Raw genomic sequence first — 26,144 nt, forward strand, 5'->3', positions numbered from 1 at the left:
GCAACGCCTCAACTTAACCTCGTGGAAATCCGACTCTCTGCACTGGAAATTACTGTATAAATAATACTAAGTTGGCAGTACAAATTCGGGGGGGAGAAAGGCTTGCAATTGGCCAACCAGTACGATGCATCCGGTTCTCTTGCCGGTTATCTTTATCAGTGCAGATTGGCATTACTTCTTGCGATACGCGAAATGAAGGTCAAGCCGAATTGCCATGTCTCGATCGAAAAGTTTGACGATATAGCGTTTCACGAAGAGGATCTGGCGCACTGTGTCGTTCAAGCTAAACACCATATCGGTCCAAAGGATGTCACCGATAATAGCGTCGACATCTGGAAAACCCTCCGGATCTGGATTTCGCAGCTGAAGGCAGGTTCCTTCTCAAATGCCGATACTCGTCGGCTTCTGATCACAACTGCGACGGCGCCGGCTGGGGGGGCGCTGGCAATGCTGCGAACTGGCAGCGGACCTGATGACCGCAACGCAGCACGAGAGCGGCTCTCAGCTGCCGCCCGCGCATCGACCAACAAGACATCGGAGCCGGGCCGTCTCGAGTTCCTGTCCTTGACCGACGAAGAGGCGGACGTGCTACTTGCCTCCATTGTGGTATTGGATGGCGCGCCGGACCTGCACAATGTTTTCGATGAGGTGGAAGGGGAGCTTCGTATCCTGTCGGCCACCTCGGCTGACAAGGTCGCGCAATCGCTTGAAGGTTGGTGGCTGGGGGTGGTTGCGAAGCGTCTCGTAGGGGTGGAGACCTCGGACATCCCGGTTCAGCACATCGCAATAAAGGCACAGGAATTCGCGGCACTTTATGGGCCATCCGGCCTGCCTGTCAGCGATCCTACCGAGTTCGGTGAGCGACCCTACTCAATCGAGGATGAGGGCGAGACCTACGTCAAACAAATGCGTCTGATCCAGCTATCGGACAGGGCGATAAAGCGCGGCATCCAGGATTTCTACCGGTCGAATACCCAACGGTCGAAGTGGGCGCGAGAAAATCTGCTGCTCGACGGTGATGTTGCCCGCTTTGAGAGCAAGCTGCAGGATTCTTGGGAACGCAAATTCGAAGAAGAGTGCGGTGAAGCTCAAACAGCCGACGATGCTTCTAAGAACGCGATGGGTCGCAAGGTCTTCCACTGGGCAAGCCAGCAGCAAATCGAATTTCGCAACGTGATCGAGACTTGGATCACTGCGGGATCGTTCCATGGCTTGGCGGATCGGGTGAAGGTGGGCTGGCATCCCAACTTCCTCGACCATCTCACGGTTGGAGCTGACGATGGCGCGGCTTGACCCATGGATGAGGCGCCCGCCTGAAGAAGCAAACCTCTTCGGTCCTTCATTCCTCTGCGCGCTGTCCCATGAATTTTTGCGCGACTTGACCAAAGATGGCCGCGAGGGCGCGTCGCTCTTTTTGCTGATCCTTGCGTTATCGACTACTCTGCACCGTAGCAGCCGGGAGCGGCTGCCCTATTCAACGGTGACGTCACTTTATGCCTGGGTGCAGGAAAACGAGGATCTGCTCATTGGGTTTGCCTCAAGAGCAAATAACTTAACGCCATATATCAAGGAAGCGATCCTTTTCGGAATCGCGACAAAGACGATCAGTGTCGATGACATGGGAAATCTCCGCCCTGGGGAACGTCGAGCAACCTTTCCCAAATCATTCTTGGACGACACCACCGCAGAAACCAAAGAAATCATAGATAGATCGAAGTTCATGGGTAGATGGCTTGCAAAATCTGGATCTGAAACCTCAGTCGCCGCGGCGCTGGGAGTTCGCCCATGAGTTTCATCATTAAGGCAATCGTCGTTTACAGCCATTCCGGTGATCAGCAGATCGTGACTTTCCGTGAATCTGGATTGAACATTATCACGGGCAAGTCGAAGACCGGTAAATCGGCGATTATTGACATCGTCGATTATTGTCTCGGCCGCGGTAGCTACAATGTCGCCGAAGGGACGATCCGGAAGAAAGTCTCGTGGTTCGGCCTGCACATAGCCAAGGGTGAGGATGAAGTGTTCATCGCTCGCGACAATCCGGGTCCAGGGGCCAGCACTGGGTCTAAGGTTTTCTTCCAGCGCGGCCGGAGCCTAACTTATCCATCACTCGATGAGATTTCGAAAAACACCACTGAGGAAAGTCTCAAGGAGTTCGTCACACGGTTCGCAGGTATTCAAGAGAACGAGCACCGGCCGACCACAGGCTCTCGCCCACCATTGGAAGCTGATATCGGCCACGCTCTTTTTCTCTGCTTTCAAAAACAGAACACCATCGCCAGCCAAGATCAGCTCTTCCATCGAATGAATGAGCAGTTCCTTCCCCAGGCCATGAAGGATACCCTTCCGTACTTCTTAGGGGCCGTTGATGAGGACCACTTCCGGCTCTTCGGGGAGTTGGACGAGTTGCAGAAGAAGCTGCGGCTCCTCGAAGCGCAACAAGCCAAGCATATACAGGCCGTAGACGTCAGCCGGTCACGTTTGACAAGAATCCTCAATGAAGGGAAGAAGGTTGGACTGATCCGCCAAGACTATCAGCCCGTGGACGACAGTGTTTTTGCCTTCCTCGCAAGGGTGAGCGAAAGCGCTATTGATCAACCCGACCTTACCTCCGATTTTGGCGAGACTATCGCGCGCCTCCGCGGTGAACAAAGCACGCTGCAGGAGCGACTAGGCGATCTCAATCAAGACATTCGCGCCGCGCGAGCCTTCTTCTCCGACCAGACCGAGTATTCACGTGAGGTGACCGAACAAAGATCCCGCTTAAAAAGCATCGAGCTGTTTAAGAACGACATCGAAACGCCGGAACAATGCCCCTTCTGCGACTCTCATTTGGAGTCCCCTATTCCCCGCGTTACGCAAGTCAGGGAGTCTTTGCGACGAGTCGGCACACAGCTCGAAGGCCTCTATCGCGACAATCCGCATATTCAACGGCACATCGCTGATCTCGAAGGAAAGATCGGCGAGGCTACTGACAGCTTACGGCTGGTTCAAAGAGAGCTTCAGCGCGCTATTCTCGATGATGAAGCCGCCAAAGCACGTCAGGACCTGATCGTCTCGCGCGGCCGGTTTCTGGGACGACTTGCAGAATTTCTTGAAGCCATGACGCCAGATCGAGACGATCTCGAACTCGCTTCAGACATCGAGCAAGTGAAGAGCCTGATCTCAGCTGTTCGCTCACGCATTAACAGTGACGATATAGAATCGCGCCTGCAAACAATAATGAGCTTCATCAGCCAGAAAATGACGGACTATTCTGGCCAACTCGACCTAGAACACAGCGGTAGCTCGCTGCGCCTGGACGTAAAAAAGCTTACCGTGGTGGCTAATACCGTCGATGGACCGATCCCGCTCAATCGAATGGGGAGTGGTGAAAACTGGGTCGGATATCACGTTCTGAGTCACCTAGCCATTCACTGGTGGCTGCGTGAGCGGGACCGTCCGGTGCCTGCATTCCTTATTTTCGATCAGCCGACACAGGCCTATTATCCACCGGACATATCCGAAGGTGGATTGGATCAAATCGAGAAGGATGCGGACCGCGCCGCTGTAAAGTCGCTGTTCAAACTAATGGCGCATGCATGCCAGGAAATAAAACCTGACTTCCAGCTGATCGTACTCGATCATGCCCACCTCGCTGATGAGTGGTTCGAGGAGGCTATCATCAGGGAATGGCGTGGAGAGGAGGCGCTTGTGCCCTACAACTGGCCGGAGCGATGAGCAATGCTGGAAATCCCTCTGAACTATAGTATCAACCTGTCTGACGACGAAGCTGCTGCTTTGGCGGACACGTTTGGCTGCGCGCTGGAAGATGTCGGCCAGAATCTTCAGCTTTTTGCCAAAGCAGCGCTGAATGAGTATGTCGATATGTTTGCGGGACAAGCATTGATCAACGTTTCGGACATGCGCGAACGCCGCCTTGTCGCTATGCTTCTCGCTTTGCCAGCTGCAAATTTTCCGACCGACGAGCGGATCGCGCGTTTGTTCAATCTGACCATCTCGCAGGGCCGCGCGCTGTTGCGCGCCACGCTCTCTCGACATCGGGCTCGACTCAAAGGAGTAATGGAAGGTGCGGCTCGACGGTTCATTGCCGCATGTCAAGGCGAGGACGGAGCCGAGCGCGATGCTCGATTCCCGAACGTAGTCGTGATCGAAATGCTCAACGCGCAACTGTCTGCGGCAAGCAGTCCTCGTAGCCCAATTCGCCGCAAGCCAGGAACGTTCGACACATATCTGGTCGCGAATGGGGCTTTTATCGAACTCCAGAGCCTCTACCCATGAACCCGTCAGAACATTTACCTGACGTGATTTCGGCAGCAAGTCTCGTGCTAGCTGTCCTTGCGGCTTTTTACACCCTCTGGCTTCCAGCTGTGACAGCAGCGCTCAACGTCAAGCCCGCTACCGACGTAGACGATCGTGGACCTCAAAGAACCCAAATCATGAACGCGCTGTCTACCAAAGCCGTGCCGCTCGCCTTTGCGACGATTGCGTCAACGACCATTCTTGCGCCACGCGGCATCGCAATCATCGCTGAAATATGGCGCCACCACGCCGAATGGTCATTCGATGATGTTAAGGCGATGTTCGTTCTCACTCTCGCACTCATGCTTCTACTTACAATCGTTTCGGTGACTCAGGTCATTCGGCTGTTCGCCAAACGTCGTGAGGTAACTCCTAAGCAGCGAAGAAAATAGCCTCTAACGGCATAGGCATGGCAGAGATGCCCCTCAGATCAAGCCCCATGCCCGAAACCTCCCCCTCCCCGTCATCTCGCGCAGGCCGAGTTCCAAAACGATCCGCCGCGCCGCCTGCGGCGTCACCTCGAGCGTTTTCGCCACCATTTTTGCCGACACCAATGGCTTTGCCATCACCAGTTCCACTAGTTCCGGCAGCTTTGACGACGTCCGCCGCCCCTCAAGCTTTCGCTCAAACATCGTCTTCGCCAATCTAAGCCTGTCGTGTTCTTTCATGCCGATCTCGGGGGCCGCCAAAAGCCCGTGAGCGATGGCGAGCAGCCGGGTTTCACGATCGCGATGCCGGCGCCGATCGACGGGGATGGTTTTGAGGCCGAGATTGATGGCGGCGAGGTGGCCACCGGTGGTGATACCGGCTTCCCGCAGGATCGACGCAGCTAACAGCCTGCCAAGCCAGGGCGCGTGCTGCAGCACCGACAGTTCGTTCCAGGCATCGAGGGCAATGATCGCCTGCAGCACAGCCGGCATCTCCTGGGCGTGGCGCAAGACACCGCGCCATTCGTCGAGCCGGGCATCCTCGTCCCAGTCGAGATCGTAGACGAGAGGGTCTCGTTCGCGGGTGTCGGCGCGTCCTGGCCGCCTCGCTTGCTCGATCGCGGCCTCAGAGCGGGCCAGCACCGCATCGATGGCGGCGTAGTCGACGCCCGGCAGATCTTTGGCGTCATCGACATCGTCCCCCTCCCCTTCCCCGTCGATCCTGACCGCGGTCCGAGAGACGTCGGCCGGTTTGATCACCTCCGTGCCGGTCGGTGCGATCTCCGATGTCTGCCGGAGCGTGCGAATGCCTTCCGGCGATAGCGCCCAGTCCGGCAACTGACCAGAAATCCGCCGGCGGGTGCGCAGCACGTCGCGGGCGATGGTGAGTTCGTGGGTGGGGGTGCGGGTATCGCGAAGGGCGTCGTGGAGGACGAGGTCTTCGAGATGGACGAGCTCGCCGTCGATCCACAGGGAGGCGCAGGCATCCGCGAAATTTTGCCGTTCGAGAAAGCCGGCGCCGACCGGCGAGCGGGCAATGCGCTCGTCGAGACGGGTGAGCGCGATACCGGTGTCGCTTTTACTTTGGAATTTCAAACGGCAAAACGTCATACGTTTGTTAGAGTTAGCGCGCAAAAATAGCCCAGATTTTCGCTAACGACTTCGACGGGGCAGCGCATGCCAAAGCCACTTCAAAATCGTGGAGCCGGCCCTTTTCCTTCCGAGGAAGACTGGTTGAAGGCGCGGAGAACCGCCCGCGAACTCGATCGTGTCTTGGATGCTGGACGAGCCAAGAAAGACGCGATTGCCAGGGCAGCGGCTGAACTTCAGCTAACATCCCGACAAATCTATAATCTCCTTGCCCGGTATCGGGTTGAGCGAACGATAACAGCATTATTGCCTCGGCTGCCTTCCGAGCGGCGCAAGCGGCTATCGGAGAAGGCAGAGGAGATCATCCAAACAACATTGCGCGAGCAGTGGATGACACTTGAAGCGCCGCCTCTTGCGCCGGTTGTTGCCGAGATCCGCGCCCGATGTCAGGAAGCCGGCGTCGTTATCCCTTCCTACGTCACGATTTCCCGGCGAATCCCGTCATTATTCTCCGTGGAAGAGATCGCCAAAAAACGGTCGGCCAATCCTAAGCATCTCATGCGGCTCAAGCCGCGGCCGGGTTATATCCACGCACCGCACCCGCTTGATGTCTGCCAGATCGACCATACTCCGACCGACATAAATTTCGTAGAGGTGGTCAACAACGGCGGCGTATTCATCGGTCGACCGTATCTGACGATCGTCATCGATGTTGCGACCCGCGCCATTCTTGGCTTCTGCCTTACCCTAGAAAAGCCCTCTGTCTTGTCTGTTGCGCTTTGTCTGGCACACGCGATCTGCCGGAAAGACGAATGGCTTACCGCTCGGTCGATACACCATGCATGGCCAATGTTCGGCCGTCCGAAGCTTCTGCTCACCGACTCGGCCAAGGAATTCAAGGGAAATGCTTTTCAGCATGGTTGCGACGACTACGGGATTCGTATTCGCCATCGCGACCGCGGTAGAGTTCATCAGGGCGGCGTTGTCGAGCGGCTTTTGGGCAAGCTCAATGGGGTGCTGTCCACATATCCCGGTTCGTCAGGAAGTTCTGTGGCCGATCGCGACGAATATCCGTCACATCAGCGCGCTTGCCTGAGCTTCTCTGAATTGGAACGCTGCCTGGCGTTGGCAATCCTTGATCATAATAGACAGGAGAATTCCAAAACGCTGAAAGTGCCGGCCGCAGAATGGCTACGCGGTAGCGCGGGGTCGCCCGAACACGAGGACGAGCCGCAACGAGTACTTCTGTCATTCCTGCCCAGCGCTGGCCGACAACTTTCACCACAGGGATTGAGCATGTTCGCATTGCATTACTATTGCTCCTGGCTCGGGTCTTTCGTTCCAGAACGCGACCGGCTCGGTAAGCTTGAGGTTCGATACGATCCCCGTGATATCAGCCATATCTATGTTCGTGATCCAGATACCCGATCGTTTCGACCCGTCGGACGCCGCGATGGCCGCATTGAACCGGTGACCTTGTGGGAGCATGATGCGGAACGCGCTCAATTGCGCGCTATCAACCAGCGCTCAAGCATAGAAAAAGTGGCTCTACGCCGTGAGATATCTGCCATCGCTGATGCTGCCAAGCTCTCCAAACGGGAGCGTCGGGACGCGGTTCGTAGAGCGCATGCCACGGCAGCTAAAAAGCCCTACGCCTCAATCGCTCCAGGCGAAGCACCGGCCAACCGGGCTCACCCCAAGAGACAGAAGAATCGTCTGCCGGTGGAAGACTGGTGAGCGGCATGTCTGATCATTTATTTGACCACGTACGTCCCATTCTCGACCTCGGAGATGACGAACGCGTAGCCTATATGCGGGCGCCGAGGTGGATTGGCCATCAAATCGCGAAGGACACCCAACAACGACTGGCTGACTTGCTGGCCCGACCTGTGTCACTGCGGACCCAAGGGCTAATGCTCATAGGCCCCTATGCAAATGGGAAGACCATGATCGCGGAGCGGTTCGCGGTGGAGCACCTTCGGGCATCGCCGAACCAACGAGTTTGGATTGTTCAGACACGTGAAGGAGCAGGACTTGGCCATTTCTATGCCAGTATTCTTCAGGCGTTTCATGCGCCTGGTGGCGATATATGGAATGTTAGCCGGAAGGCGGAGCAGTTGGATCACTTGCTGGCGAGCATCAAACCCAGGGTGTTGATATTTGACGAATTCCACAATGCTCTACGGGGAAGGTCCCGCGACGTCGAAGGGGTGTTTGCCTTTCTCCGCCGGATCGGCCGGCAGTATGATATCTCGCCTGTGCTCATCGGCGAAGTCGCCATCTACGATTTTCTCAACGCCACAAGCGAGATGGCAACTCGCTTTGACCTCGTTGCAATCCCGAGGTGGCAATATGACGAAAGCTACCTGACCCTCCTCGACAGCCTCGAAGCGGCTTTGCCTCTCGCGAAGGCCTCTGATCTATCGGATGAAACATTGGCTCGACGAATTTTCAGCCTATCGGAAGGTTTGATCGGAGAGATTGTCTCCGTTGTGACCAAAGCTGCCGTGGGGGCGCTTCGTTCTGGAGCGGAACGCATTACCAAAACCGGTATCGATGAGCTTGGCTACACCCCCATTTCGCATCGGCGCAATGCGGCGTTGCGCAAGTGTTTGATATGACCCGCATAGAAATCGACGCACCACTCATCGACATCCAAGAGCGCTACCTGGATACAATTTCCACACGTTGGCCCATCACTGTCATGCCACAGCCAGACGAGCTATTGTCGAGCTGGCTACACAGGCTTGCCTATGCCAACGGTGTACCAGGGCGCTCTTTCGCCCGAGTACTGGGGCTCACACCTGGAATGTGGTCGGCCAGGCTTGATCTAAAGCTTTCCATCACCTTGGCAAAACAGCTGCAGACGTATGCGGTTATCACACCTGAACAGCTAACCGCTATGACACTGCCGGACAACCAAACAAGGCAGCTTTTTTTACCCCTCCGAAACCTTCACCGGCGGCAGGGGTCGACATGGCTACAATTCTGCCCGCGATGCCTGGCCACTGATGCGCACCCATACTTTCGGCGAGAGTGGCGGCTGGCAACACGGCTTACCTGCGAAAAGCATAGCAACAGGTTGCGAGATCGATGCACATCCTGCAATCAGCCCGTGGCAGCCTTTGATCAGAGCGAACTCAAACCGCACCACTATTGTGCCCGGTGTGGTCACGACTTCCGTCGTGCCTCGACCATCTACCTATGCCCGGCGGTGATAAAGCTTGACCAATGCATCCATGAAATCTTTGGCAGCGGTTTCATTGCCGGATCCCCGATCGACAATCTGCTCGTCCGGCGGTTAATGGACATCCCTCAATTGACCGGCGTCCATCAGCGAAAGTTGTTGACTGGTTTGTCCGCGTCATTTCGTGCACGATGCTACGAGCAACTTGTATGCCACCCATACGAAGACGGCACAGTCAGGCGGCATGTTCATGGGGTTGGTCGGGCTCTCGGATCGCCAATCGCGAAAGATGGTGGCAATAATGTCCTAATCCGACTGCTTACGGATGCGCTCGCCCGTCAACCGGGGCGGTCGGCGGTTGGCGGTAGCCGACCATTTGTCGATCTTACGCACTTCCTTGCAACCGCTCAGAAAATGAGCCGGGTTTCGGTGACGTCGCCGTCGCGCAGGAGAGATGCAGCCGCGATCGTCCGTTGCCAGTGTTGAAAATTCACTTCAAAGCCTGTGCCTCGGGAGCATCTTTGAAACGGGCGATGGAATCGATCTCGGCAATTTTCTGGAATTCACCAAGATATTCCAGATGATCTTTTTGAAATCAACGGCTGAACATTGTCAGGAATTTTGGCGACGTACTCGCGCGCGAACGAGATGTAGACGTCGAGCTTGAAGCCTTCCGCCTAACCGTTTCGACAAGATTAGGCGGAAGCTGCGTCAATAGAGTGGGGATACAGGTATCAGTTCAGATTTTTAAAACTCTTCCCAGCTATCGACCTTCGCAGCGGTGTTGCCACGCACGGCGTTAGAAACGCGTGCCATCAGACGTCTTGCCGGAGACGGCGCTGGTGGTGTTTCCAGATCTCTGCGAGGACCGGTGGCTGCATGGGTTGAACCAATCTCGAAACTGGCGATCAGTTGGAATAGTGCCTCCGCTTCCCTGGCCAGCGAATGGCTTGCCGCCGTCGATTCCTCGACCATGGCGGCATTCTGCTGAGTGCCCTGGTCCATGGTGTTGACGGCAGTGTTGATTTCCCGCAGTCCCGTCGCCTGCTCCTTAGCGCCTTCGACAATCGCCGTGACATTGGTGCTGACACCCTGAACTTGCGCGACGATCTGTTCCAGAGCTTTGCCGGTTTCCGTCACCAGTTCGACGCCATTCTTGACCTGCACTCCCGATTTGCCAATCAGCGCCTTGATCTCTTTTGCAGCTTTTGCAGAACGCTGCGCGAGTTCGCGCACTTCCTGTGCAACGACGGCAAAGCCTTTGCCCGCCTCGCCCGCCCTGGCGGCTTCTACGCCGGCATTCAGTGCAAGTAGATTGGTCTGGAAGGCGATCTCGTCGATGACACCGATGATGTTGGAAATCTCATTCGACGAAGTCTCGATCTCGTGCATCGCGGTGACAGCTCTGCTGACCACCGCACCTGAGTGCTCCGCCGATTGGCGCGTCTGCTGGACCATGTTGCCGGCCTCTTCGGCACGCCTGCTTGAGTCGGTGACCGTCGTCGTGATCTGCTCCAGTGCCGCTGCTGTTTGCTCGACCGATGCTGCCTGTTGTTCCGTCCGCTTCGAGAGATCGTCGGCCGCCGCACGGATCTGATTGGACCCGGCTGCAATTGCCTGGGCATTCTGGCCGACGCGCCGCATGGCGTCTTCGAGCTTTGCGACGGCATCATTGAAGTCGAGACGGACCTGATCAAGCCGGTCTGCAAAGGTTTCGGTAATCCTGTAGTTCAACTTGCCTTCAGAGAGACGGCCTAGCGCACTGCCGATGCTATCGACTGCAAAGCGAACTTCCGACGCCTCCTGTGCCTGCAGGCGTTCACGGTCAGCACGCTCCTGCTCGGAAAGCGAACGGTTGGCTGCGGCTTCCTGTTCAAGCCGAACCCTATCACGTGCGTTATCGCGGAAAACACCGACCGTGGACGCCATGGTACCAATTTCGTCAGAGCGTCCTTCGCCATAAATGGTGACGTCGAGATTGCCCTTTGCTAGGGCGTCCATCGCGCCAGTAATGGCGTTTACAGGACGGATAACGCCGGCAATGACAGTCCAGATCGAAAAGGCGGAAACGGCGGCAGCCATTGCTGTCAGCGCTATCATCAAGGTTGTCAGCATAGACTTCAGGGCATTGCCTTCCGCCAGCTTTTCCTTGGCAACACGGATCTGTACCTCGACTAGCTTGGCTATATCTCCACCCAGAGGATCGATTGCCGGATAAAGTTCTTTGTCTGCGAAGCTGGCGAGCGCAGAAGCATCTTTCGACGTGAGGATACCGAGAAGCTTTTGGACGTGGACGTCTGCCTTCCGGCGCGCTTCTTCGAAGTGATCGGCAAGCTCCTTTTCTTCACTTGTCAGGGTGGTACCTGTGTACGCCTTCCAATGATCGTTCACATCAGTCAGTGCGGACTGAACATTCGCTGTCCCCTGCATCGGTGACAGGACCCCGGAACGGGTCTTGTGAACGGTATCGACAATGTTGACCGCATAGCGATCACCGATGATTTTCAAATGTTCCATCGGTTCGACGCGATCAACCACGATGGAGTCAGCAATTTTCGCTTCTTCTTCCATCGCGTAGAAGGAAAAGGCAGCAATCATCATAATTGTAGCGGTGAGCACCGAGATGCAGGCAAGCAGTTTCACACGGATAGTCATTACATCCTCAACCAGGCAATAGAGACGCACGTCTCTGGATAATTCGGCAACTGTTCGGGGCTGTCTGGCAGGATGATGCTTCGCTGAGGATCCCCATCCTCAACTCGCCGAGGATTGGACAATCATGGGCGCACCCGTTAAATCTAGGGTCAATCTGTTTATGAATTATAAATAACTGGATAGAATAGCCTAAAAATTAGCCATCGCGAGTAAATATCCGCCATTCAAGTTAAAGTTGAAGCCGAAAGATGAGCTATGCGCAAACATGCCGGACTAGCATTATTGGGTTTGAGCATAGCCACCACGGCCATAGCGGCGGACGGAGCAAAAGCACCAGGAGTGTTGGTCAATCCCAACGAGCCGGCTTGCCTGAAGGTGCCTGCGGCCGATATGGAGCAGTTCGTTGGCGCTCCGGCACGTGTCCGGGAAACGAACAACGGTCTTTGTTCCTGGGAGGGCAGCAGATCGGGTACTTATGTAAAGGTCATGTACTTCAAGGGCGAAAGCCTTGGTATCCCCGCTGGAGCGGAGCGGGCTTATTTCGATCAGGGTATAGAAATCATGAAGGCCGAAAACAAGCCGGGGGAACTCGTGGAGATTCCTGCGTTAGGAGATAGTGCCTGGGGGTTGAAGATCACCGAAAATCCTATGAATTTTTACTCGGTGGACACGTTCAAGGGCAAAAACAGCATCACCATCATGTCCAATGGCGTCGGTTACGACGCGACCGTCAAGATTGCGCAGCTTGCGGCGTCGCGTATGTGAGATCTCACTATTCGACTATCGGTCGGTTGATGGCGGTGGAACTCTGAATGAATACTGATGGCGCCGATCAAGCTCCGTCACAAAACAACGTGGTGATCAGAATGCTGTGGACGCGTTTGCGCGTAGACTAGGGATAACGGGCGGCAACCGACCAATTGCCTACATGTCTCAGCCATTTGGACAGCTTAACAAGACGACAGTGTGTTATCGACACCACGTCACCCTTGACGACTCAGTTCCGAACGGATGCTCTCAGTGTCAAGTTAAGTGCAGCGGAGGATTATTTATCTACAGCCGGCTTGTTAATCGTCATCGTCACCGTAGCCAATATCGGCTTTTGCATCATTACCAGCCTGTTCCGCAGTTCGCCTGCTCAGAAGCCCTGCATCCTCCAGTGCCTCGATATTTGGAAGATCACGAAGGGTTTCAAATCCGAACACGGACAAAAACAGTTTTGTTGTTACATATGTATACGGCGCACCGGGTGTCGGGCTCCGAGGCCCCGAAACAATAAAGCCGGCATCCCGCAGCCCGGCAATCGTGTCACGGCTAATCTCTCTGCCGAAAATCTTCGACAGCTCCGCCCGGGTGATAGGCTGAAAATAGCCTATGGCAGTCACGACCATCGCCTCGGTTTCAGAAAGCGACGCCGCTATGGACTGTGTCGGGGCGGTCGAGGCGCGAATAGTTTCGGCAAACCGCGGGCGAGTGCGGTGCTGCCATCCGCCAGCCACCGACACCAGCTCGTAGGGACGGTCCCGCAACTCCTCGACAAGGTCATCAATCAACAGGTCGATGCTGCAGTCTGTACCGACCACCCGCGCAAGAAACTCGCGGCCCACCGGTTCAGTTGAGGCAAAAATAACCGCTTCAACCCGCAGCATCCACTCCCGCCAACGCAGATCAGGTGGCAGATCCTCCAACTCGCGATCATACAGGACGTCTTGCTGTCGTCTTGATGGTCGTCTTACGGATTTGGCTGCTGGAGACTTGCTCATTGTCACAACCCAAATATTCGGAATGACGGACGACCTGATAGCTCGTGGACCGCGTCAAAACTCTCCAATCGATCGAACAGACGAGTGGCTGCCCAGCGTGACAGATGACTACCCGGCGCAGATGCCGAAACAGCGTCCTCGCTGAGGAGCTTCTGAATAACTTCATTGGCCCCTTTGGTCCGCACCTTCGGCGCTGCAGCTATCAACCGTGCCGCGCGGCGATCAATGTCGGTACCCGAACGTAACGCCGCCTCCACGCCCGCGACCACTGCCAGGCAGATCGCCCTCGAATAAGCAGGCTCGCCCGGCCGCACACGTCCTCTACCGCCGATCGTGCGGAATGCAGGCCCAAAACGCTCGGGCAGCAGCAGCGGCACAGGTTTGGGCCATTTCAGTTTTTGCGCCAACACCATATCGGCGAGACCCAACGCCAGAACTTCCGCATCGGCACGGGCGGTGCAAATTGTTGCTATCAGATCCGCCGCGACGAAAGGCGGCGCGCGTGCGGACTGGATCGCGGAATCGACCTCATCCGGGATCGAAGCAAGGGCGTCATCCCATCGAAGCTGCAAAAGATCGGCAAGTTCCTTCACGACAAGTGACCCAATCGGGCCGGAACGGCGCACAAGCAATCGTGTGGCGAGAAATATCTTTCCGGCAGGACCTGGATCGTCACCTGCACCAGTGAGCAATACCGCATCGCGAATGGCACTTTCTTCCTCAGCGCGACCAACCATTTTTGCCGCAACCTCAGCCGATTTCAGGGCGAGGCGGTCGCGCCAGCAGCCGAGCCATGGCAGGTCTGCTCGGATCAAATCATCTATTAATTTCAGAGCGATACCGGCAGCAAAGGCAGCGCTTGCTTCATCCGTTTCCCGACCGCGGGCCAGCGCCCAACCGGGCAGGCTGGGCAACCAAACATGAGGGGTCGATAGTGCGGGCGTCGGAAAATCCATGCAGGGATCATAACCGGACTGTGCGGTTTAGGCCAGATAATTGATTTAAAACGCACAGCATGTCGGCATAATATTATGTCCGATAATGTTGCATTATCGGACGTCTTGCTCTTTATATAGAGAATGGCCCAAATCATCGAGCAGAACACCGAAATTCATGTCGAGGACAGCTCAGCGCCGTCTCTCGGCACGGGGGCTGGCCGTGATCTTTCCGAGCCGGAGGTGTCGGGCGAAAGCCCCCTCCCCTCTGTCACCGGCGAGGACCAGACGCCCGCCCATCTTGCAAGCCTTGCTGATCGCGCCCGGGGTTATGTTGAAGCCGCCAGTTCCGCCAATACGCGCAAAGCCTACGCCGCCGACTGGAAGCATTTTGCTGCTTGGTGCCGGCGGTCCAATCTTGCTCCGCTCCCCCCGCACCCGCAAACAGTTGGGCTCTATATCACCGCCTGCGCCTCCGGGACGGCCGAGAGAGGAGCCAAGGCCAATTCCGTTTCCACAATCGAGCGCCGCCTTTCCTCCCTGTCATGGAATTATGCGCAGCGGGGGCTCGCCCTCGATCGTAGGGACCGTCACATCGCAACCGTTATGGCCGGGATTCGCAACAGCCATGCCAGGCCGCCCGTGCAGAAGGAGGCGGTCATGGCAGAGGATATCATCGCCATGGTCGAGACCCTTGATCGCGGTTCTCTGCGTGGCCTGCGCGACCGTGCCATGTTGCTGGTCGGCTTTGCCGGTGGTCTTCGCCGCTCCGAGATCGTTGGCCTTGATCTGAAGGCAGACCAGACCGAAGATGGGCGCGGCTGGATCGAAATCCTCGATAAGGGAATGCTCGTCACCCTGCGCGGCAAAACTGGATGGCGGGAAGTCGAAATTGGCCGCGGTTCTTCAGACTCCACCTGCCCGATCGCGGCAGTCGAGACTTGGGTCAAATTCGCCAAGCTTGCGCACGGTCCCCTCTTCCGTCGCGTGACGGGACAAGGCAAGGCAGTTGGGCCAGAACGGCTGAATGACAAGGAGGTGGCGCGCCTGGTGAAGCGGGCCGCGATGTCGGCCGGCGTTCGCGGCGATCTCAGCGAGATTGAGCGTGCGTTTAAGTTCTCCGGTCACTCCCTTCGTGCTGGCCTCGCCTCTTCTGCCGAAGTCGATGAGCGGTATGTCCAGAAGCAACTGGGGCACGCGTCCGCAGAGATGACCCGCCGATATCAGAGACGACGTGATCGCTTCCGTGTGAATTTGACCAAGGCTTCAGGGCTTTAGCTGGCCCCCTCCCCTGCCGTTCAAGCGCTTGCAGAAAACCCGCTAGCGCATTATAGTCACTATAGTCATTTTGGTTATGGGTGAAGCGATGCAAAAATCAACGCACGACGATATGAGCTGGACGGTCGCAGGCGCGAAGGCAAAGCTTTCAGAAGTCATGGAGCGCGCGCAATTGGTGCCTCAGACGATTACCCGCAATGGAAAGCCTAGCGTCGTGGTTGTTTCCGCAGAAGAATGGCAGAAGAAGACCGCACGCAGGGGTTCGCTAGCGGAGTTTCTGCTGGCATCCCCTCTGCGTGGTGCCGATCTGGAGATCGAGCGGCAACACGACGAGCCGCGTGACTTGTCGTTATGAGATTACTTCTCGATACGAATGTGCTGTCAGAAGTTACCAAACCTTGGCCCGATGAAGGTGTTCTTAAATGGCTCCACGGGCTAGATGAGGACCGCACATTCATCAGCATCATATCGATCGCTGAAATTCGCCGCGGTGTCGCTTTGATGGATAGTGGGAGAAAGCGCGACGCCCTCGCCGAATGGCTCACGTATGATCTGCCTCAACGCTTCGAAAATAGGATTATTCCAGTGGAGGCGCCTGTCGCTTTTGCTTGCGGCAACCTCATGGCGCTTGCCAAGCGTAGCGGTCGAGGGCTTGCCTCGATGGACGGTCTGATTGCCGCCACAGCCGTTGCTCATCAGTTGACGCTTGCGACGCGCAACACCAAGGATTTCGAAGGCTTCGGGATCGATATCATCAACCCATGGGCGGCTTGATCAACCCCATGTTCGTCGACGGAAAGGATTAGTCTGCATGCTTTCATACACCTTGCTCAAAAACCACGCTGGCATCCTGCTCGTCGGAGACCACACGTCTCTTACCTGGTTGCACCAAGTCGTCCACGAGGTGAATGATCGCTCGCCGGTTATTATCGACAAGGAAGGCTCGTTTCTGGGCCTGGCCTACGATGTGCGCAAAGCCCTTGAGCGGCAACGTGAAGTTATCCCGCCGCCAAAGCATTTTGAAGAAGTTGGTGTTCGATACGGTGTCCAGATCCTCTGGCCAGTTCTTCTGCTGCAACAGAGGCTGTTGAGGCAATCCCTCGCGTTCCTCAGCCATACGGCCAAGACCCAAGCGATCACCTACGCCTTGGAGGCCGTCATTGAAGATGCGCTGCGAGAGGATTTTGGTGCACAGGCTGAGCGCATCATCGGTCTCTGGCAGCGCGTTGATCCGGCACAAGCTCAGGTCTTCGACATGATAAATAGCCGCGCAGGGATCTTCTGTTCATGGACAAAGACCCAACGGAAGTCCGGCTTTGCGCAGCTCCTTTCTAGTTTCGATCCGATGTATGACAGCTTCTACTCTATGCGATTGAAGAACGGCGAGAAGAACCTTATCTCCCCGGCAGAATTCGCTGCATGGGAAAATGCGGAATGGCCGGATCCTCGGTGGTAAATTACTGGCGCACCAATAGTCATATCAACCGGATAGGTCCCCCTCCCCTACACTCTGTTGAAACCACAAGCTCAAAACTGAAGGCAGAGTTTTTTGCTTAGCGATTCAATTGAAATCGGGAGCTAAAAGCCACATCGGATCTCGCCTATCTCGAAGCCTGGGGGATGGCGGCGACCGGACGATCGCTGCCCTGGCCGGCGCCCGAGGCGCTGCTGCTGAAATTCGTCGCCCAACACCTCTGGGACCCGCAGCGGCGGGAGACCGATGCCGATCACGGCATGCCGGCCGACGTCGACGACAACCTTCGAAGCCAGGGTTTCCTCAAAACCGTCGGTCCACACGCGCCATCAACGGTACGCCGTCGGCTGGCGAACTGGTCGACGTTGACCAAATGGCGCGGCCTGGAAGGTGTTTTCGCCTCCACTGCCCTCAAATCAGCCATTCGGCTGGCGATCCGAGCCGCGCCAAGACAACGTCTTCGCAAGAGCGCCAAGGCGGTCACCGGTGACGTGCTGGCAAAGCTGCTGGCGACCTGCGCCACCGACAGCCTGCGCGACCTGCGTGACCGGGCGATGCTGATGGTCGCCTTTGCGTCCGGCGGCCGTCGGCGTAGCGAGATCGCCGGGCTTCGTGTGGAACAGTTGACCGTCGAGACACCGATAGACGTGCCGGATGGCCCTCCCCTCCCCTCTCTTGCCATTCATCTGGGGCGCACCAAAACCACCTCCGGCGAAGAAGACGATGTCGTCTATCTCACAGGCCGACCGGTGGAGGCGCTCAACGCCTGGATGACGGCCGCCAAGATCGATAAGGGAAGCGTGTTTCGAGCGATCGGGCGATGGGGCACGGTTTCGCGGCGGGCGATCGATCCGCAGTCGGTCAATGCCATCCTTAAGCAGCGGGCGGAAATGGCGGGGCTGGATGCGGGGGAGTTCTCGGCGCACGGATTGCGATCTGGCTATTTAACCGAGGCTGCCAATCGCGGCATCCCTCTTCCCGAAGCGATGGAGCAATCACGCCACCGGTCAGTGCAGCAGGCCTCGAGCTACTACAACAATGCGACTCGACGAAGCGGGCGGGCGGCGAGGTTAGTCTAAACCGAGCCGAACTTGGGGCCGGCATATATATGAAGTTCGCCTTCAAACCGGCTTAGATCGGCAAGCCCTTGTGCCGCAGGCCCGAGAAACCTCCCTATCGCCCACCTCTACCCTTTGGCTTGGACTCCGTATTGTCACGTTCAGCCGGGCTAGTTTTCGGCTGCTTGGTCGACTTCATATGTCGCAGAGTTTCAGCTTGGATCTTGAAGAACTTCTCGTCCTTCACCTGGAGCCGCGCCTTCTTGTTCGCTTCCAATAGGTTTTCAAAACCGGGACCATCGTTCGTGGTGACGTTCAAAATGTCAGCGACTTCGTACTGTTGAAGCAAGGTCTTCACCGCCGCCTCAGGGTCAGAAAAAACTCTCACGGCGGCTCCGCTCAAGGCTGTTGGGAGATTTGCCGCAAATAGTGCAAAGTCGACGGCCGTTCCGGCGCCGAAGTCGACGCCGTACAGGTCCTTATGAAGATTGCGGCCGAATGTGCCTACGCTGAATTTGCTTAGTCGCTCATCTACGGGACGGTTTAGCGCTACTTCGTCCCAAATCTCGTCCGCAGGGCGTATCGTGCAGGGCACATAGGGATGCCCATCGCCACCGTCATCAGTGTGATAGAAGAGATAGTGACCCATGCCGCTTGACGTGATGCGGTCAAGTTGTAGGTGGTCATCGTCGGGGCGATCGACGCGAGCTGTGCCGCCGGACGTCGTCATCTTCTTTCCTTGAATGAGAGCGACGACATATCGATTTCGTTCGCCAATCACTGCGTGAGCGATGAGACCGAAATCAGCGCCCAGCAACTTTTCCCGCCTCCCAGTTGAGGCGCAAAACGCACTCGCACTGGACTCGAAAGCCACATCGTCTTCTTCGACCGCCCATCGAAGTTGAAGGACGTGGGAAGCTACCGTGCTGCAAATCTGCGCATTGATATCCGGCTCGGTAGCATTCGCGTAGCGCGTCATCAAATGCCGCATGCCGCTGGCAATTCCCGAATAAAGGAGACCAGTCGATAGTCCGAAAAATGCCCAGGGTCTGTGCGAAAATTCTTCCAGGTCCGAATAGGCATTTCCGGATGGTTCGTAATCTCGAGGATCGGCCAGTAAGTCCTTGAGCAGATATTGGTTGCATCGATCGTATGCACCAAACTCTATCCCAGCAGTACCAGGAAAGCTCCTGCCCAGTGTCGAAAGACGTTCAAGGCGTTTCGTGAGCGCACTCGGCCCTTTCTCAAATCCATACATTTCGTTCTTGCTTTTAGGCACCTTCTTCCCCCCGATCGTTGTAGCGGTGGTCATGTCACGCCTCTGCAAATAAACCGATACCGAATTTGGTTAACCGGTCCCAGCGGCACTAATCTCCTCGGGTCTTTTGCCTGCCCATCTCACCTTGCGCAGCGCTACACTGTCGCCCCATGCGTTGTGCGGATTGAAGATCGGCCAAGGCAAGTTTGGGGAACGGCGGATCGTTCGTTCCGTCGAGGTCAATTCCCAGAGATGTATTGAGCACCCGCCTCTTGATCACACCTTTTTCACGCAACCATGGCTTCACCGCGCCAACGTCCAATCGTTCCCCCGGTCATGGTTGCCAACGGGTTCGGGCGACGCCATAGATCACGGCAACTGCAGATCCCACCAGGGCCGAAACCGAGATTGCCGCAATGCCCCAAAACCTACAAAAAGCCGCATACCAAGCGCTGACCTCCTTCGAGGCCGAAGCCGATAAGTTGATGGGGGCTCTCTCGATATGGGGACTGCCCATTCGATCGATTTACTCGAGTGTGATCCTCGGCGCCGACGTCGCTTTTAGCGGCGGGCGGTTCAAGGCAGATCACAAGCCGGATGGGGAGAAAGGTGCTACCATGCTGGCACGTCTAACATATTGGCGTCCATATTTGAGTACGGCTACTGCAGAACTTGGCCGTGACCTCCAAAACGCGTTGGACGTCGTAACACCCGAAATGCACGCGGAGATCAGGCAAGCCCTGATCTACGCACATTTTTGCGAGCTGATGCCGTTTGCCCATCGTGGCGCCTTTAGGATCGAGCAGACGGCGGATGGCTTCCGGTTGTCTTACCCAAATGAGGACGCTGCACACTATGAAGCTTTAGACGTGATCGCCAGCGAGCTCGCCCTGACTGCCTTGGAGAAACACTTCCCGTTCGATCCGGCACCTTATCTGCGCATGATCGAGACGTGGCCGCGTTTAGATGGCGATTTCATCAGCGCCCTACGGGACGCCTATAATTTCCACTTGAAGAATGTCCATGAAGACATCTTTATCGGTGCCGAAGCCTATGAGCGCGTACTCGGCTTTACCCATGAGGAGTTTAAACGCGTCCGGGCGGCACTGATGGCTTATGGGACATGGTGTCTCGGCATGGCGAATGCCGCAGAGGCCGGTGCCATGCAGGATAAAAGTGAGCGGCATACCTATTTTGCCAAGGAGTGCCTAGAATGGCTAGCGCCGCTTCACGTCTCTAAAATGGTGCTCGGGGTGACCGACCAAATTGCCGGAGTGCCGCGCGACCGGGTGGACAAGATCCTCCGATACTTTCAGGAGCCCGCGGTGGCGGGAGCGACGATCTCAGGCGAGGGGTATCTCGCGCCGATCCAGGTCCTTGGCGACTCGTTTCTGCTGTCGCCGCGCGCGCTGCAGCTCATGACGCCGGAGCGCAACATCCTCTACGTCCTCAATCAGGTTGACCGAAAGCAGTTCGACGAGCTGGTGTCCGGCGAGCTAGAACCCTCTTTGCTGGTGCACGCTCGTCCCATATTCGAAGCCCTGCCCGGCGTCGAAATTAAGACCAACGTGGTCTGGGCCGGTCGCGAAATCGATATCGTCGGTTATTGCCCCAAGACCAACTCTGCCGTTCAGGTCCAAGCAAAAGCAGCAATTCCTGCAAATGGCGCCCGTATGACGCGGCAGCTGGAAACCAATACACTGAAAGCCGTCGAGCAATTGGAGGCGTTCGAGAAACTTGCGCCGGCCGAAAAGGATGAAATGATTCGCGCGACTTTCAAGGTCGATGCCGAGAATGTTCGATGGTCGTCGGCGGTCCTGTCACGCTCCTCCTTTGGAACCGTGCGTGCTTGGGAGGCGATGCAGGGGCGCGGCGCTCTCAATCTGCAACTGCTACAGGGCATCGTGAACGATGTCTCGGCCGAGGACGCCTTTGATCTTGCGACCCTCCCGGACCGCGCAATGAAGACGATGAGCAATATTGCCGGTAGAAGCTTCAAATCCTGGCGGGAAGAAACGCTCGACGTTTTCGGAACGAAGATCACCATCCCGCTTCTCGATCTCGACGAACCCGAGATCGGCCGCATCCGGGCCGCGTTGTTGCGCCGCTAAACCCGCGGCAGGCGGGTCCGCGGCCTGCCGTTTCGCGTCAACACATCACCCGGCCGAGGTGGCCAGGGCGACGCAGCTGGGCGATCTCTCCCCACGGGGTAGCAACCCGAAGCAGAGGAGCGTTGTCTATTGAGTGACTTGAGTGGCTAATAGCGGAGAACTTTGAGATTTACGTTGGCCAAATGACCTGAAATCCGATGTCTTCCTCTGGCCACGCCAAACCGAACCCGTTTCCTAAAGCCAAAGCGCGATCGTCGGCCCCGGTTACCGGGGTCTCGACAACGATCAGTTTTCTACCCGTCCATTGCTGGTGTTGTTGATAGTCCAACAGCTGGCCCATTGCTGTTCGGATTGCGTACCTTACCGTAGCTGCTTCGGTCGGTTTGATCTCCACCATGACGACACCGCCCTTCCCGTCGTCGTAACGCAGATCGTCGCAAAACGTTGGTGGGAAAGTTACGGACGGGTGACCTTTGCGAAGGTAAGACTCGAACCTCTTGTGCAGGTCGTTATGCCGTGGACTGATAACGGCCTCGTGCGCTTTCACGTAGCGCCGGTAGCCGTCTGCCGTCGCAGCCCCTGCCCTCTTTTTGCCTTTGCGTTTGTTCGGGTTGTGCGCCGGTGTCTGCTGCCGCCCGTCGAGAAGCTTTCGGATTGACCGAACAAAGCGTCTGGCTTCAGGGTCTTGCGTATCATCTGCGTACCACCAACTTGCTTGCCCGCTCCACCCCGGTCCACGCTCGAGCATCAGTGAACTCGCCCTGTCTTTCGGGTCGAGTAAGTACGCGTTCTCGATACGTGTCCTGCATCGAAAATTGTCCATCTCGTCTCGCTGGTGCTGCTCGGAGGGGTAGACCCCGTTGAAGAACTGCCGCTTGCGATAAAGGCGGGCGTGTCGATACCAGCCAATGACGCATCGCGGGTCGTTGCCCTCTACAGGGGCAGTCCAGACTATGTCGACGTCGTCTACGTAGTCATCCGTCCGGCTCACTCCCAATTTCTCGATGGCGACCTTGCGGTCGATTTCGCCTTTGATTGTTTCGAAGTGCCCGTAAACGCATCCGTCGTCACAAGGAACGAAGTTGAGCTCCTCCCCGCAATAGCCCTGCTTTCGCGGAAAGCCGCCTCCACCCTTGGGTGGATCCTTCGGATCTCGTCCAGCGTAATGTTTCATCCAAGATATATTGCAAAACAGAAGAGGCATTCTGATATCCATCGCGAGAAGTAATCACATCAATCTTCACTCCCTTCATCGTTCCCGCAAGGGACTGAACCATTCGGAAACACCATGATCCAGATTTTCATCGACGACAGCGGAAAATCCGATCAGTCACCCGTTCTTGTTCTTGCAGGATATCTTGCCTCAAAGGAGAAGTGGCAGGTCTTTAATATCGGCTGGAATGCGATTTTGGCCAAGCACGGGATGACCAGTTTTCATGCCGTGGATGTATGGCGGTTAGGTTATTCCTCTGGGGTCAAGAGCCCCCTCGTCCGAGGCAGTGTTTTCGTGCAGCTGATCGATTGCATAGCCAATCATGTGGAGCATGCCTTTACTGTCTCTATACCGTTTGAAAGTCATGAGCACTGGTTCGCGCCAAAGCAGTTTCCCGACTTACCCTCACTTCGGGCTTACAACATGGCGTTCAACGTGTTGCTTACGCAAATCCACCAACACATGTTCAAACGACGCTTTGACAAAGAACTTGAGATAATCTTCGACGAACAAGGCGGCGAGTCGATCGCAAGTGTCCTTAGTGGAATGCAGGAGTTCTCTCGCCTTGCCGCCAAGGATTTCCCGGGCCTCACCGTTGCCACACCCAGGTTTATGTCGGACGACAACTGTCCCGGTCTGCAAGCGGCGGAGATGCTTGCATGGCTTTTGAGAAGAGACGCGCTCAACGCTCATCGTCAGGTAGATCGCTCACAGACCGCTGAAGCATTGATGTTGGCTCAGGCCCTGTCGATGCCCTCCTCGCTGAAGATATGGACGGACGACGATATGAGAAAAGCCTCCGAGAAGGTCACCAGATCGTTAAACCTGCTGCATAGCGGCGCCAATTAGATCCTGTTTGGCGATCCCATGCCCTTTCCCTCAAATTCGATAAGCCCCGTCAGGCAGTTGCTTTAAAATCAACGAGTTAGTTTGTCGTCAGCTGACTACATTGGGTACCAGCCGCCAAAGTCTGGCGCTTGGTACAATCCGAGGGTGGTTAGGCTCGCATCGCTCCGCCGGAGTTCGCCTTCAGCAGGGCCATAAGCATCGGTCCAAGCGAAAACTCGCCGCGACGCGTTCGTGACGTTAGGTCACGGAGATATCCGCCAGCCGAATTGATGTGGCCCGCTCGCTCGAGTATCGCTGCCATGGCAACTGCAGCGTTTTCGGCCCCCATCGCCTCGCAAGCATCCTGATAGGCCGACGCACTCACTCCCAAAGCCGAGCGGACAACCACGGCGGCCGACATAAGGTCCTTCCAATTTCGGATCTCACCTCCCGGGCCATAGGACGCTATCTCCGGGCACGCTCGCATAACCAATCCAATTGGGAATGCTTTAAGCGTTTCGGCCTGACGGCTAAGATTTTGCATCGCCGTTTCACCCTGCTCTTTTTCAGAGCGAGGTTCAAGTTCAGTTATAGATTCGGTATTTGAATTCTGTATGTGCTGACGGATTTCGTCACCATTGGTGTCGGATTCTGTAGAAAAAACGTGGCATTCCAACACATTGAGTACTCCTTCGCGCAAGAGCGCTATCTCGTCGAGGATTGCTTCGAAGTCAGCCGTCAATTTAGCGTACCGGAGCTTTGCCACTGCAGCGACATACATCGACTCCATCATCTGCCAATCGCCAGGAGCGCCATCTTCTATAGCCGCTGTAATGAGTTTGCGAACGTCCCTGCGAGCGATCGTCGTCCGTTCCTTGATGACCTTCAGTCGTCTCGCATCTTCAGTCACTTGCTGCGCCATGAGAGCAAGCTCGTCTGATTTGGCAAGTAAGGGAGCGAGACTGAAGCCGTACGCTGTTTGCACGGCGCCGTCCTTGGTGCGCCTCACGTAACGCTTGCCGTTGGGACTGTCGTTGCGGTTGATCAGCCCCGCATCCACCAGCACAGCCAGGTTCTCTCGCAGGGTTGTTCCTGCAATCCCGTTTGCACGGGCGATCAGTTGAGCGTTGGACGGAAAGACAATGAGATTCTCATCTTCACTAAGTTCGGTCTCTGGATAAAAAGACAGAAGCGCGTTGAGAACGGCAAGCGCACGATCACGCAACCCGAGGAGCGAGCGCGCATCACACGCATCACGGTACACTTTCCATTTGTCGACAGATTTTCCTTCGCGGATATCTGCTACTTCGAACTGGGCCTTGACTAACGCAAGCGTCATCGGCCGCCGCCCAAATGGCGTCGTTACACTTCCACTTTGCATTTTTCTCTCACCTTTCGATCGGCAAAAGAAATCCACTCACCAAAACGGTGCCAAAGACTCTTGACTGGGATTCATGGAAATGCGATTCTCAGGTTGCTGAGACCAATGAGAGAGGCTTCCACGACGGCGTCGTTTGGGGGCCTTTTTCTTTTGCTGTTACGTCCTTTTCTAGCTTTCGGATTCCGAGTGCCTGAAGTTCGCGTATAGACTAGGGATCTGGTCCATCACGAATTTGGCAAATGCCTCGTCACGATCTCTGTTAATCTGAATTTTGCAAACCTTTCCGGAGATCGCCATCTTGGCAATCTCGACACCGTCAGTGGACTTTGCAACCAGCGCATCGGCTGTCATCTTGGCAGGTTTATCGATGGCCTTGATAGCTCGAACGACCGCAATAAACCTGTCATCCGAAGACTTGTGAGCGAACGACTTATCCTCAGTGGCCTTGCGCGCTTTGTTTTCCGAGCCCTCGTCTTTCAGCAGGTCGGCAAGTTCCTGCCACCGCGGCCGGCCGATTTTTGGTGCTCGACCGATTACCTCAACCAGCCAGCCCGGTATCGCCCGCGCCACAATGATGAGCTTTGAAGCTTCTTGCCGATCGACACTTAGAGCTGTTTGAATAAGCGACCTTTGAAAGCCACCTTCTTCGAGCTTCAGGGAAAAAGCCGCCCGTTCGATGAAAGTAAGATCTTCTCTCGCGGAATTTTCAATGCCCTGTGCAACGACAAGACGATCGTCGCTGAGATCTCGCACATAAGCCTTCACCGGGACAGCGAGCTCTTTCGCAGCTCTTACTCGACGGTGCCCATAGGCGATCTGGTATCGACCTGGCTCGGATGGATGTGCGCGTACCAGGATTGGAATTTCCTGGCCATGCTCCAGGAAAGAGGCCTTAAGTGCCTCGACGGCAGTGACATCCTGATCGGCAAACCGGTCAGCAAAAGGGGAGGGGTCCACAAGTGTCGGATCGAGGTCCAGCGGCAGCGCCCCGTCAGCTACTCTTTGCTTTAGTTCTTCGTAGTCGCGTTCGACCTCTGAAAATGTATCCTTAAGCGACCGAACTGCGCCTGAAGCCACCCGCTGCATCGGTTGGCGCGACTCTGCGGTCGGTGCAACGTCGGGACCTGCGGCAAAAAGATTGCGAACGGATTGGGTGCGCTTGCTCATCTATAGTCTCCCGGATC

Annotated in this window: 23 protein-coding genes and 1 pseudogene; 16 read left to right on the plus strand and 8 right to left on the minus strand. The window is 56.2% G+C overall.

Annotated features, from left to right (window positions below; translation table 11 throughout):
• Positions 1–102: 102 nt before the first annotated feature.
• Genes JZX88_RS22350 through JZX88_RS22370 form a run of 5 tightly spaced genes read left to right on the plus strand, consistent with a single transcriptional unit; the run spans position 103 to position 4,694 of the window.
• Complete coding sequence (locus tag JZX88_RS22350; protein WP_206914758.1) at positions 103–1,293, plus strand: ABC-three component system protein; 1,191 nt, start codon at positions 103–105, stop codon at positions 1,291–1,293.
• Complete coding sequence (locus JZX88_RS22355; protein WP_206914759.1) at positions 1,280–1,789, plus strand: three component ABC system middle component; 510 nt, start codon at positions 1,280–1,282, stop codon at positions 1,787–1,789. Before JZX88_RS22350 ends, JZX88_RS22355 begins: the two co-directional genes overlap by 14 nt.
• A complete protein-coding gene (locus JZX88_RS22360) occupies positions 1,786–3,720 on the plus strand; it encodes a DUF3732 domain-containing protein (protein WP_206914760.1) in 1,935 nt (644 codons plus the stop codon). Before JZX88_RS22355 ends, JZX88_RS22360 begins: the two co-directional genes overlap by 4 nt.
• Positions 3,721–3,723: 3 nt before the next feature.
• Positions 3,724–4,281: a hypothetical protein gene (locus JZX88_RS22365; RefSeq protein WP_206914761.1), complete on the plus strand. Its 558-nt coding sequence runs from the start codon at positions 3,724–3,726 to the stop codon at positions 4,279–4,281.
• Entirely contained in the window at positions 4,278–4,694 is a 417-nt protein-coding gene (locus JZX88_RS22370; protein WP_206914762.1) for a hypothetical protein, read from the plus strand. The genes JZX88_RS22365 and JZX88_RS22370 overlap by 4 nt, the downstream gene beginning before the upstream one ends.
• A 33-nt stretch (positions 4,695–4,727) precedes the next feature.
• Here JZX88_RS22370 and JZX88_RS22375 read toward each other — a convergent pair whose 3' ends face one another.
• Positions 4,728–5,840, minus strand: coding sequence for an RHE_PE00001 family protein (locus tag JZX88_RS22375; RefSeq protein ID WP_206914763.1), 1,113 nt, complete (start codon positions 5,838–5,840; stop codon positions 4,728–4,730).
• A gap of 66 nt (positions 5,841–5,906) precedes the next feature.
• Here JZX88_RS22375 and JZX88_RS22380 point away from each other — a divergent pair, with 66 nt between their 5' ends.
• The 3 genes from JZX88_RS22380 to JZX88_RS22390 all read left to right on the plus strand — a co-directional run bounded on the left by JZX88_RS22380 (position 5,907) and on the right by JZX88_RS22390 (position 9,492).
• A complete protein-coding gene (locus JZX88_RS22380; protein ID WP_206914764.1) occupies positions 5,907–7,556 on the plus strand; it encodes a Mu transposase C-terminal domain-containing protein in 1,650 nt (549 codons plus the stop codon).
• Positions 7,557–7,561: 5 nt separating this feature from the next.
• Positions 7,562–8,440, plus strand: coding sequence for a TniB family NTP-binding protein (locus JZX88_RS22385; protein ID WP_206914765.1), 879 nt, complete (start codon positions 7,562–7,564; stop codon positions 8,438–8,440).
• A gap of 83 nt (positions 8,441–8,523) precedes the next feature.
• Positions 8,524–9,492: a TniQ family protein gene (locus JZX88_RS22390; protein WP_246753536.1), complete on the plus strand. Its 969-nt coding sequence runs from the start codon at positions 8,524–8,526 to the stop codon at positions 9,490–9,492.
• Between the two features lie 261 nt (positions 9,493–9,753).
• On the opposite strand, the gene JZX88_RS22395 is transcribed toward JZX88_RS22390, so the two are convergent.
• Positions 9,754–11,661 carry a methyl-accepting chemotaxis protein gene (locus JZX88_RS22395; protein ID WP_206914767.1) on the minus strand — a complete coding sequence of 636 codons (1,908 nt, stop codon included), beginning with the start codon at positions 11,659–11,661 and terminating at the stop codon, positions 9,754–9,756.
• A gap of 255 nt (positions 11,662–11,916) precedes the next feature.
• On the opposite strand from JZX88_RS22395, the gene JZX88_RS22400 reads away from it, so the two are divergent.
• Positions 11,917–12,426: a hypothetical protein gene (locus JZX88_RS22400; protein ID WP_206914768.1), complete on the plus strand. Its 510-nt coding sequence runs from the start codon at positions 11,917–11,919 to the stop codon at positions 12,424–12,426.
• A 302-nt stretch (positions 12,427–12,728) separates the two neighbouring features.
• On the opposite strand, the gene JZX88_RS22405 is transcribed toward JZX88_RS22400, so the two are convergent.
• Both JZX88_RS22405 and JZX88_RS22410 read right to left on the minus strand, forming a co-directional pair.
• Positions 12,729–13,424: an SMC-Scp complex subunit ScpB gene (locus JZX88_RS22405; RefSeq protein WP_206914769.1), complete on the minus strand. Its 696-nt coding sequence runs from the start codon at positions 13,422–13,424 to the stop codon at positions 12,729–12,731.
• Positions 13,425–13,426: 2 nt separating this feature from the next.
• Positions 13,427–14,380, minus strand: a complete 954-nt coding sequence (locus tag JZX88_RS22410; protein WP_206914770.1) for a DUF1403 family protein — start codon at positions 14,378–14,380, stop codon at positions 13,427–13,429.
• A gap of 123 nt (positions 14,381–14,503) precedes the next feature.
• Here JZX88_RS22410 and JZX88_RS22415 point away from each other — a divergent pair, with 123 nt between their 5' ends.
• The 5 genes and pseudogenes from JZX88_RS22415 to JZX88_RS22435 all read left to right on the plus strand — a co-directional run.
• Positions 14,504–15,637: a tyrosine-type recombinase/integrase gene (locus JZX88_RS22415; protein ID WP_206914771.1), complete on the plus strand. Its 1,134-nt coding sequence runs from the start codon at positions 14,504–14,506 to the stop codon at positions 15,635–15,637.
• A gap of 88 nt (positions 15,638–15,725) precedes the next feature.
• Positions 15,726–15,992: a type II toxin-antitoxin system prevent-host-death family antitoxin gene (locus JZX88_RS22420; RefSeq protein ID WP_206914772.1), complete on the plus strand. Its 267-nt coding sequence runs from the start codon at positions 15,726–15,728 to the stop codon at positions 15,990–15,992.
• Complete coding sequence (locus JZX88_RS22425) at positions 15,989–16,411, plus strand: type II toxin-antitoxin system VapC family toxin (protein ID WP_206914773.1); 423 nt, start codon at positions 15,989–15,991, stop codon at positions 16,409–16,411. Before JZX88_RS22420 ends, JZX88_RS22425 begins: the two co-directional genes overlap by 4 nt.
• A 37-nt stretch (positions 16,412–16,448) precedes the next feature.
• Complete coding sequence (locus JZX88_RS22430) at positions 16,449–17,093, plus strand: hypothetical protein (RefSeq protein ID WP_206914774.1); 645 nt, start codon at positions 16,449–16,451, stop codon at positions 17,091–17,093.
• A 131-nt stretch (positions 17,094–17,224) separates the two neighbouring features.
• Positions 17,225–18,190, plus strand: a pseudogene (locus tag JZX88_RS22435) (site-specific integrase); the annotation flags it as partial.
• 94 nt (positions 18,191–18,284) lie between these two features.
• Here the strand turns inward: JZX88_RS22435 and JZX88_RS22440 are convergent.
• Complete coding sequence (locus JZX88_RS22440) at positions 18,285–19,481, minus strand: hypothetical protein (protein WP_128287318.1); 1,197 nt, start codon at positions 19,479–19,481, stop codon at positions 18,285–18,287.
• Positions 19,482–19,843: 362 nt separating this feature from the next.
• Here JZX88_RS22440 and JZX88_RS22445 point away from each other — a divergent pair, with 362 nt between their 5' ends.
• Entirely contained in the window at positions 19,844–21,538 is a 1,695-nt protein-coding gene (locus JZX88_RS22445) for a hypothetical protein (protein WP_206914776.1), read from the plus strand.
• A 169-nt stretch (positions 21,539–21,707) separates the two neighbouring features.
• Here JZX88_RS22445 and JZX88_RS22450 read toward each other — a convergent pair whose 3' ends face one another.
• Positions 21,708–22,742: a hypothetical protein gene (locus tag JZX88_RS22450; protein WP_246753523.1), complete on the minus strand. Its 1,035-nt coding sequence runs from the start codon at positions 22,740–22,742 to the stop codon at positions 21,708–21,710.
• Positions 22,743–22,826: 84 nt separating this feature from the next.
• On the opposite strand from JZX88_RS22450, the gene JZX88_RS22455 reads away from it, so the two are divergent.
• On the plus strand, positions 22,827–23,600 hold the full coding sequence (locus JZX88_RS22455) for a DUF3800 domain-containing protein (protein ID WP_206914778.1): 774 nt from the start codon (positions 22,827–22,829) through the stop codon (positions 23,598–23,600).
• A gap of 148 nt (positions 23,601–23,748) precedes the next feature.
• On the opposite strand, the gene repC is transcribed toward JZX88_RS22455, so the two are convergent.
• Together repC and repB are read right to left on the minus strand one after the other, a co-directional pair.
• Positions 23,749–24,960: a plasmid replication protein RepC gene (repC, locus tag JZX88_RS22460; protein WP_206914779.1), complete on the minus strand. Its 1,212-nt coding sequence runs from the start codon at positions 24,958–24,960 to the stop codon at positions 23,749–23,751.
• A 168-nt stretch (positions 24,961–25,128) separates the two neighbouring features.
• Positions 25,129–26,127 carry a plasmid partitioning protein RepB gene (gene repB / locus JZX88_RS22465; RefSeq protein ID WP_128287323.1) on the minus strand — a complete coding sequence of 333 codons (999 nt, stop codon included), beginning with the start codon at positions 26,125–26,127 and terminating at the stop codon, positions 25,129–25,131.
• Between the last annotated feature and the right edge of the window lie 17 nt (positions 26,128–26,144).

Origin of the sequence: Agrobacterium sp. OT33 (assembly GCF_017313365.1) — a bacterium.
GTDB classification, from domain to species: Bacteria; Pseudomonadota; Alphaproteobacteria; order Rhizobiales; family Rhizobiaceae; genus Agrobacterium; species Agrobacterium rhizogenes_A.

What these genes read in the sequence shown, in the direction of transcription:
- JZX88_RS22355 (WP_206914759.1), top strand. Translation starts at nt 1,280, where the DNA reads ATGGCGCGGCTTGACCCATGGATGAGGCGCCCGCCTGAAGAAGCAAAC.
- JZX88_RS22360 (WP_206914760.1), top strand. Translation starts at nt 1,786, where the DNA reads ATGAGTTTCATCATTAAGGCAATCGTCGTTTACAGCCATTCCGGTGAT.
- JZX88_RS22365 (WP_206914761.1), top strand. Translation starts at nt 3,724, where the DNA reads ATGCTGGAAATCCCTCTGAACTATAGTATCAACCTGTCTGACGACGAA.
- JZX88_RS22370 (WP_206914762.1), top strand. Translation starts at nt 4,278, where the DNA reads ATGAACCCGTCAGAACATTTACCTGACGTGATTTCGGCAGCAAGTCTC.
- JZX88_RS22375 (WP_206914763.1), bottom strand. Translation starts at nt 5,840, where the DNA reads ATGACGTTTTGCCGTTTGAAATTCCAAAGTAAAAGCGACACCGGTATC.
- JZX88_RS22380 (WP_206914764.1), top strand. Translation starts at nt 5,907, where the DNA reads ATGCCAAAGCCACTTCAAAATCGTGGAGCCGGCCCTTTTCCTTCCGAG.
- JZX88_RS22385 (WP_206914765.1), top strand. Translation starts at nt 7,562, where the DNA reads ATGTCTGATCATTTATTTGACCACGTACGTCCCATTCTCGACCTCGGA.
- JZX88_RS22390 (WP_246753536.1), top strand. Translation starts at nt 8,524, where the DNA reads ATGCCACAGCCAGACGAGCTATTGTCGAGCTGGCTACACAGGCTTGCC.
- JZX88_RS22395 (WP_206914767.1), bottom strand. Translation starts at nt 11,661, where the DNA reads ATGACTATCCGTGTGAAACTGCTTGCCTGCATCTCGGTGCTCACCGCT.
- JZX88_RS22400 (WP_206914768.1), top strand. Translation starts at nt 11,917, where the DNA reads ATGCGCAAACATGCCGGACTAGCATTATTGGGTTTGAGCATAGCCACC.
- JZX88_RS22405 (WP_206914769.1), bottom strand. Translation starts at nt 13,424, where the DNA reads ATGAGCAAGTCTCCAGCAGCCAAATCCGTAAGACGACCATCAAGACGA.
- JZX88_RS22410 (WP_206914770.1), bottom strand. Translation starts at nt 14,380, where the DNA reads ATGGATTTTCCGACGCCCGCACTATCGACCCCTCATGTTTGGTTGCCC.
- JZX88_RS22415 (WP_206914771.1), top strand. Translation starts at nt 14,504, where the DNA reads ATGGCCCAAATCATCGAGCAGAACACCGAAATTCATGTCGAGGACAGC.
- JZX88_RS22420 (WP_206914772.1), top strand. Translation starts at nt 15,726, where the DNA reads ATGCAAAAATCAACGCACGACGATATGAGCTGGACGGTCGCAGGCGCG.
- JZX88_RS22425 (WP_206914773.1), top strand. Translation starts at nt 15,989, where the DNA reads ATGAGATTACTTCTCGATACGAATGTGCTGTCAGAAGTTACCAAACCT.
- JZX88_RS22430 (WP_206914774.1), top strand. Translation starts at nt 16,449, where the DNA reads ATGCTTTCATACACCTTGCTCAAAAACCACGCTGGCATCCTGCTCGTC.
- JZX88_RS22440 (WP_128287318.1), bottom strand. Translation starts at nt 19,481, where the DNA reads ATGACCACCGCTACAACGATCGGGGGGAAGAAGGTGCCTAAAAGCAAG.
- JZX88_RS22445 (WP_206914776.1), top strand. Translation starts at nt 19,844, where the DNA reads ATGCCCCAAAACCTACAAAAAGCCGCATACCAAGCGCTGACCTCCTTC.
- JZX88_RS22450 (WP_246753523.1), bottom strand. Translation starts at nt 22,742, where the DNA reads ATGCCTCTTCTGTTTTGCAATATATCTTGGATGAAACATTACGCTGGA.
- JZX88_RS22455 (WP_206914778.1), top strand. Translation starts at nt 22,827, where the DNA reads ATGATCCAGATTTTCATCGACGACAGCGGAAAATCCGATCAGTCACCC.
- repC (WP_206914779.1), bottom strand. Translation starts at nt 24,960, where the DNA reads ATGCAAAGTGGAAGTGTAACGACGCCATTTGGGCGGCGGCCGATGACG.
- repB (WP_128287323.1), bottom strand. Translation starts at nt 26,127, where the DNA reads ATGAGCAAGCGCACCCAATCCGTTCGCAATCTTTTTGCCGCAGGTCCC.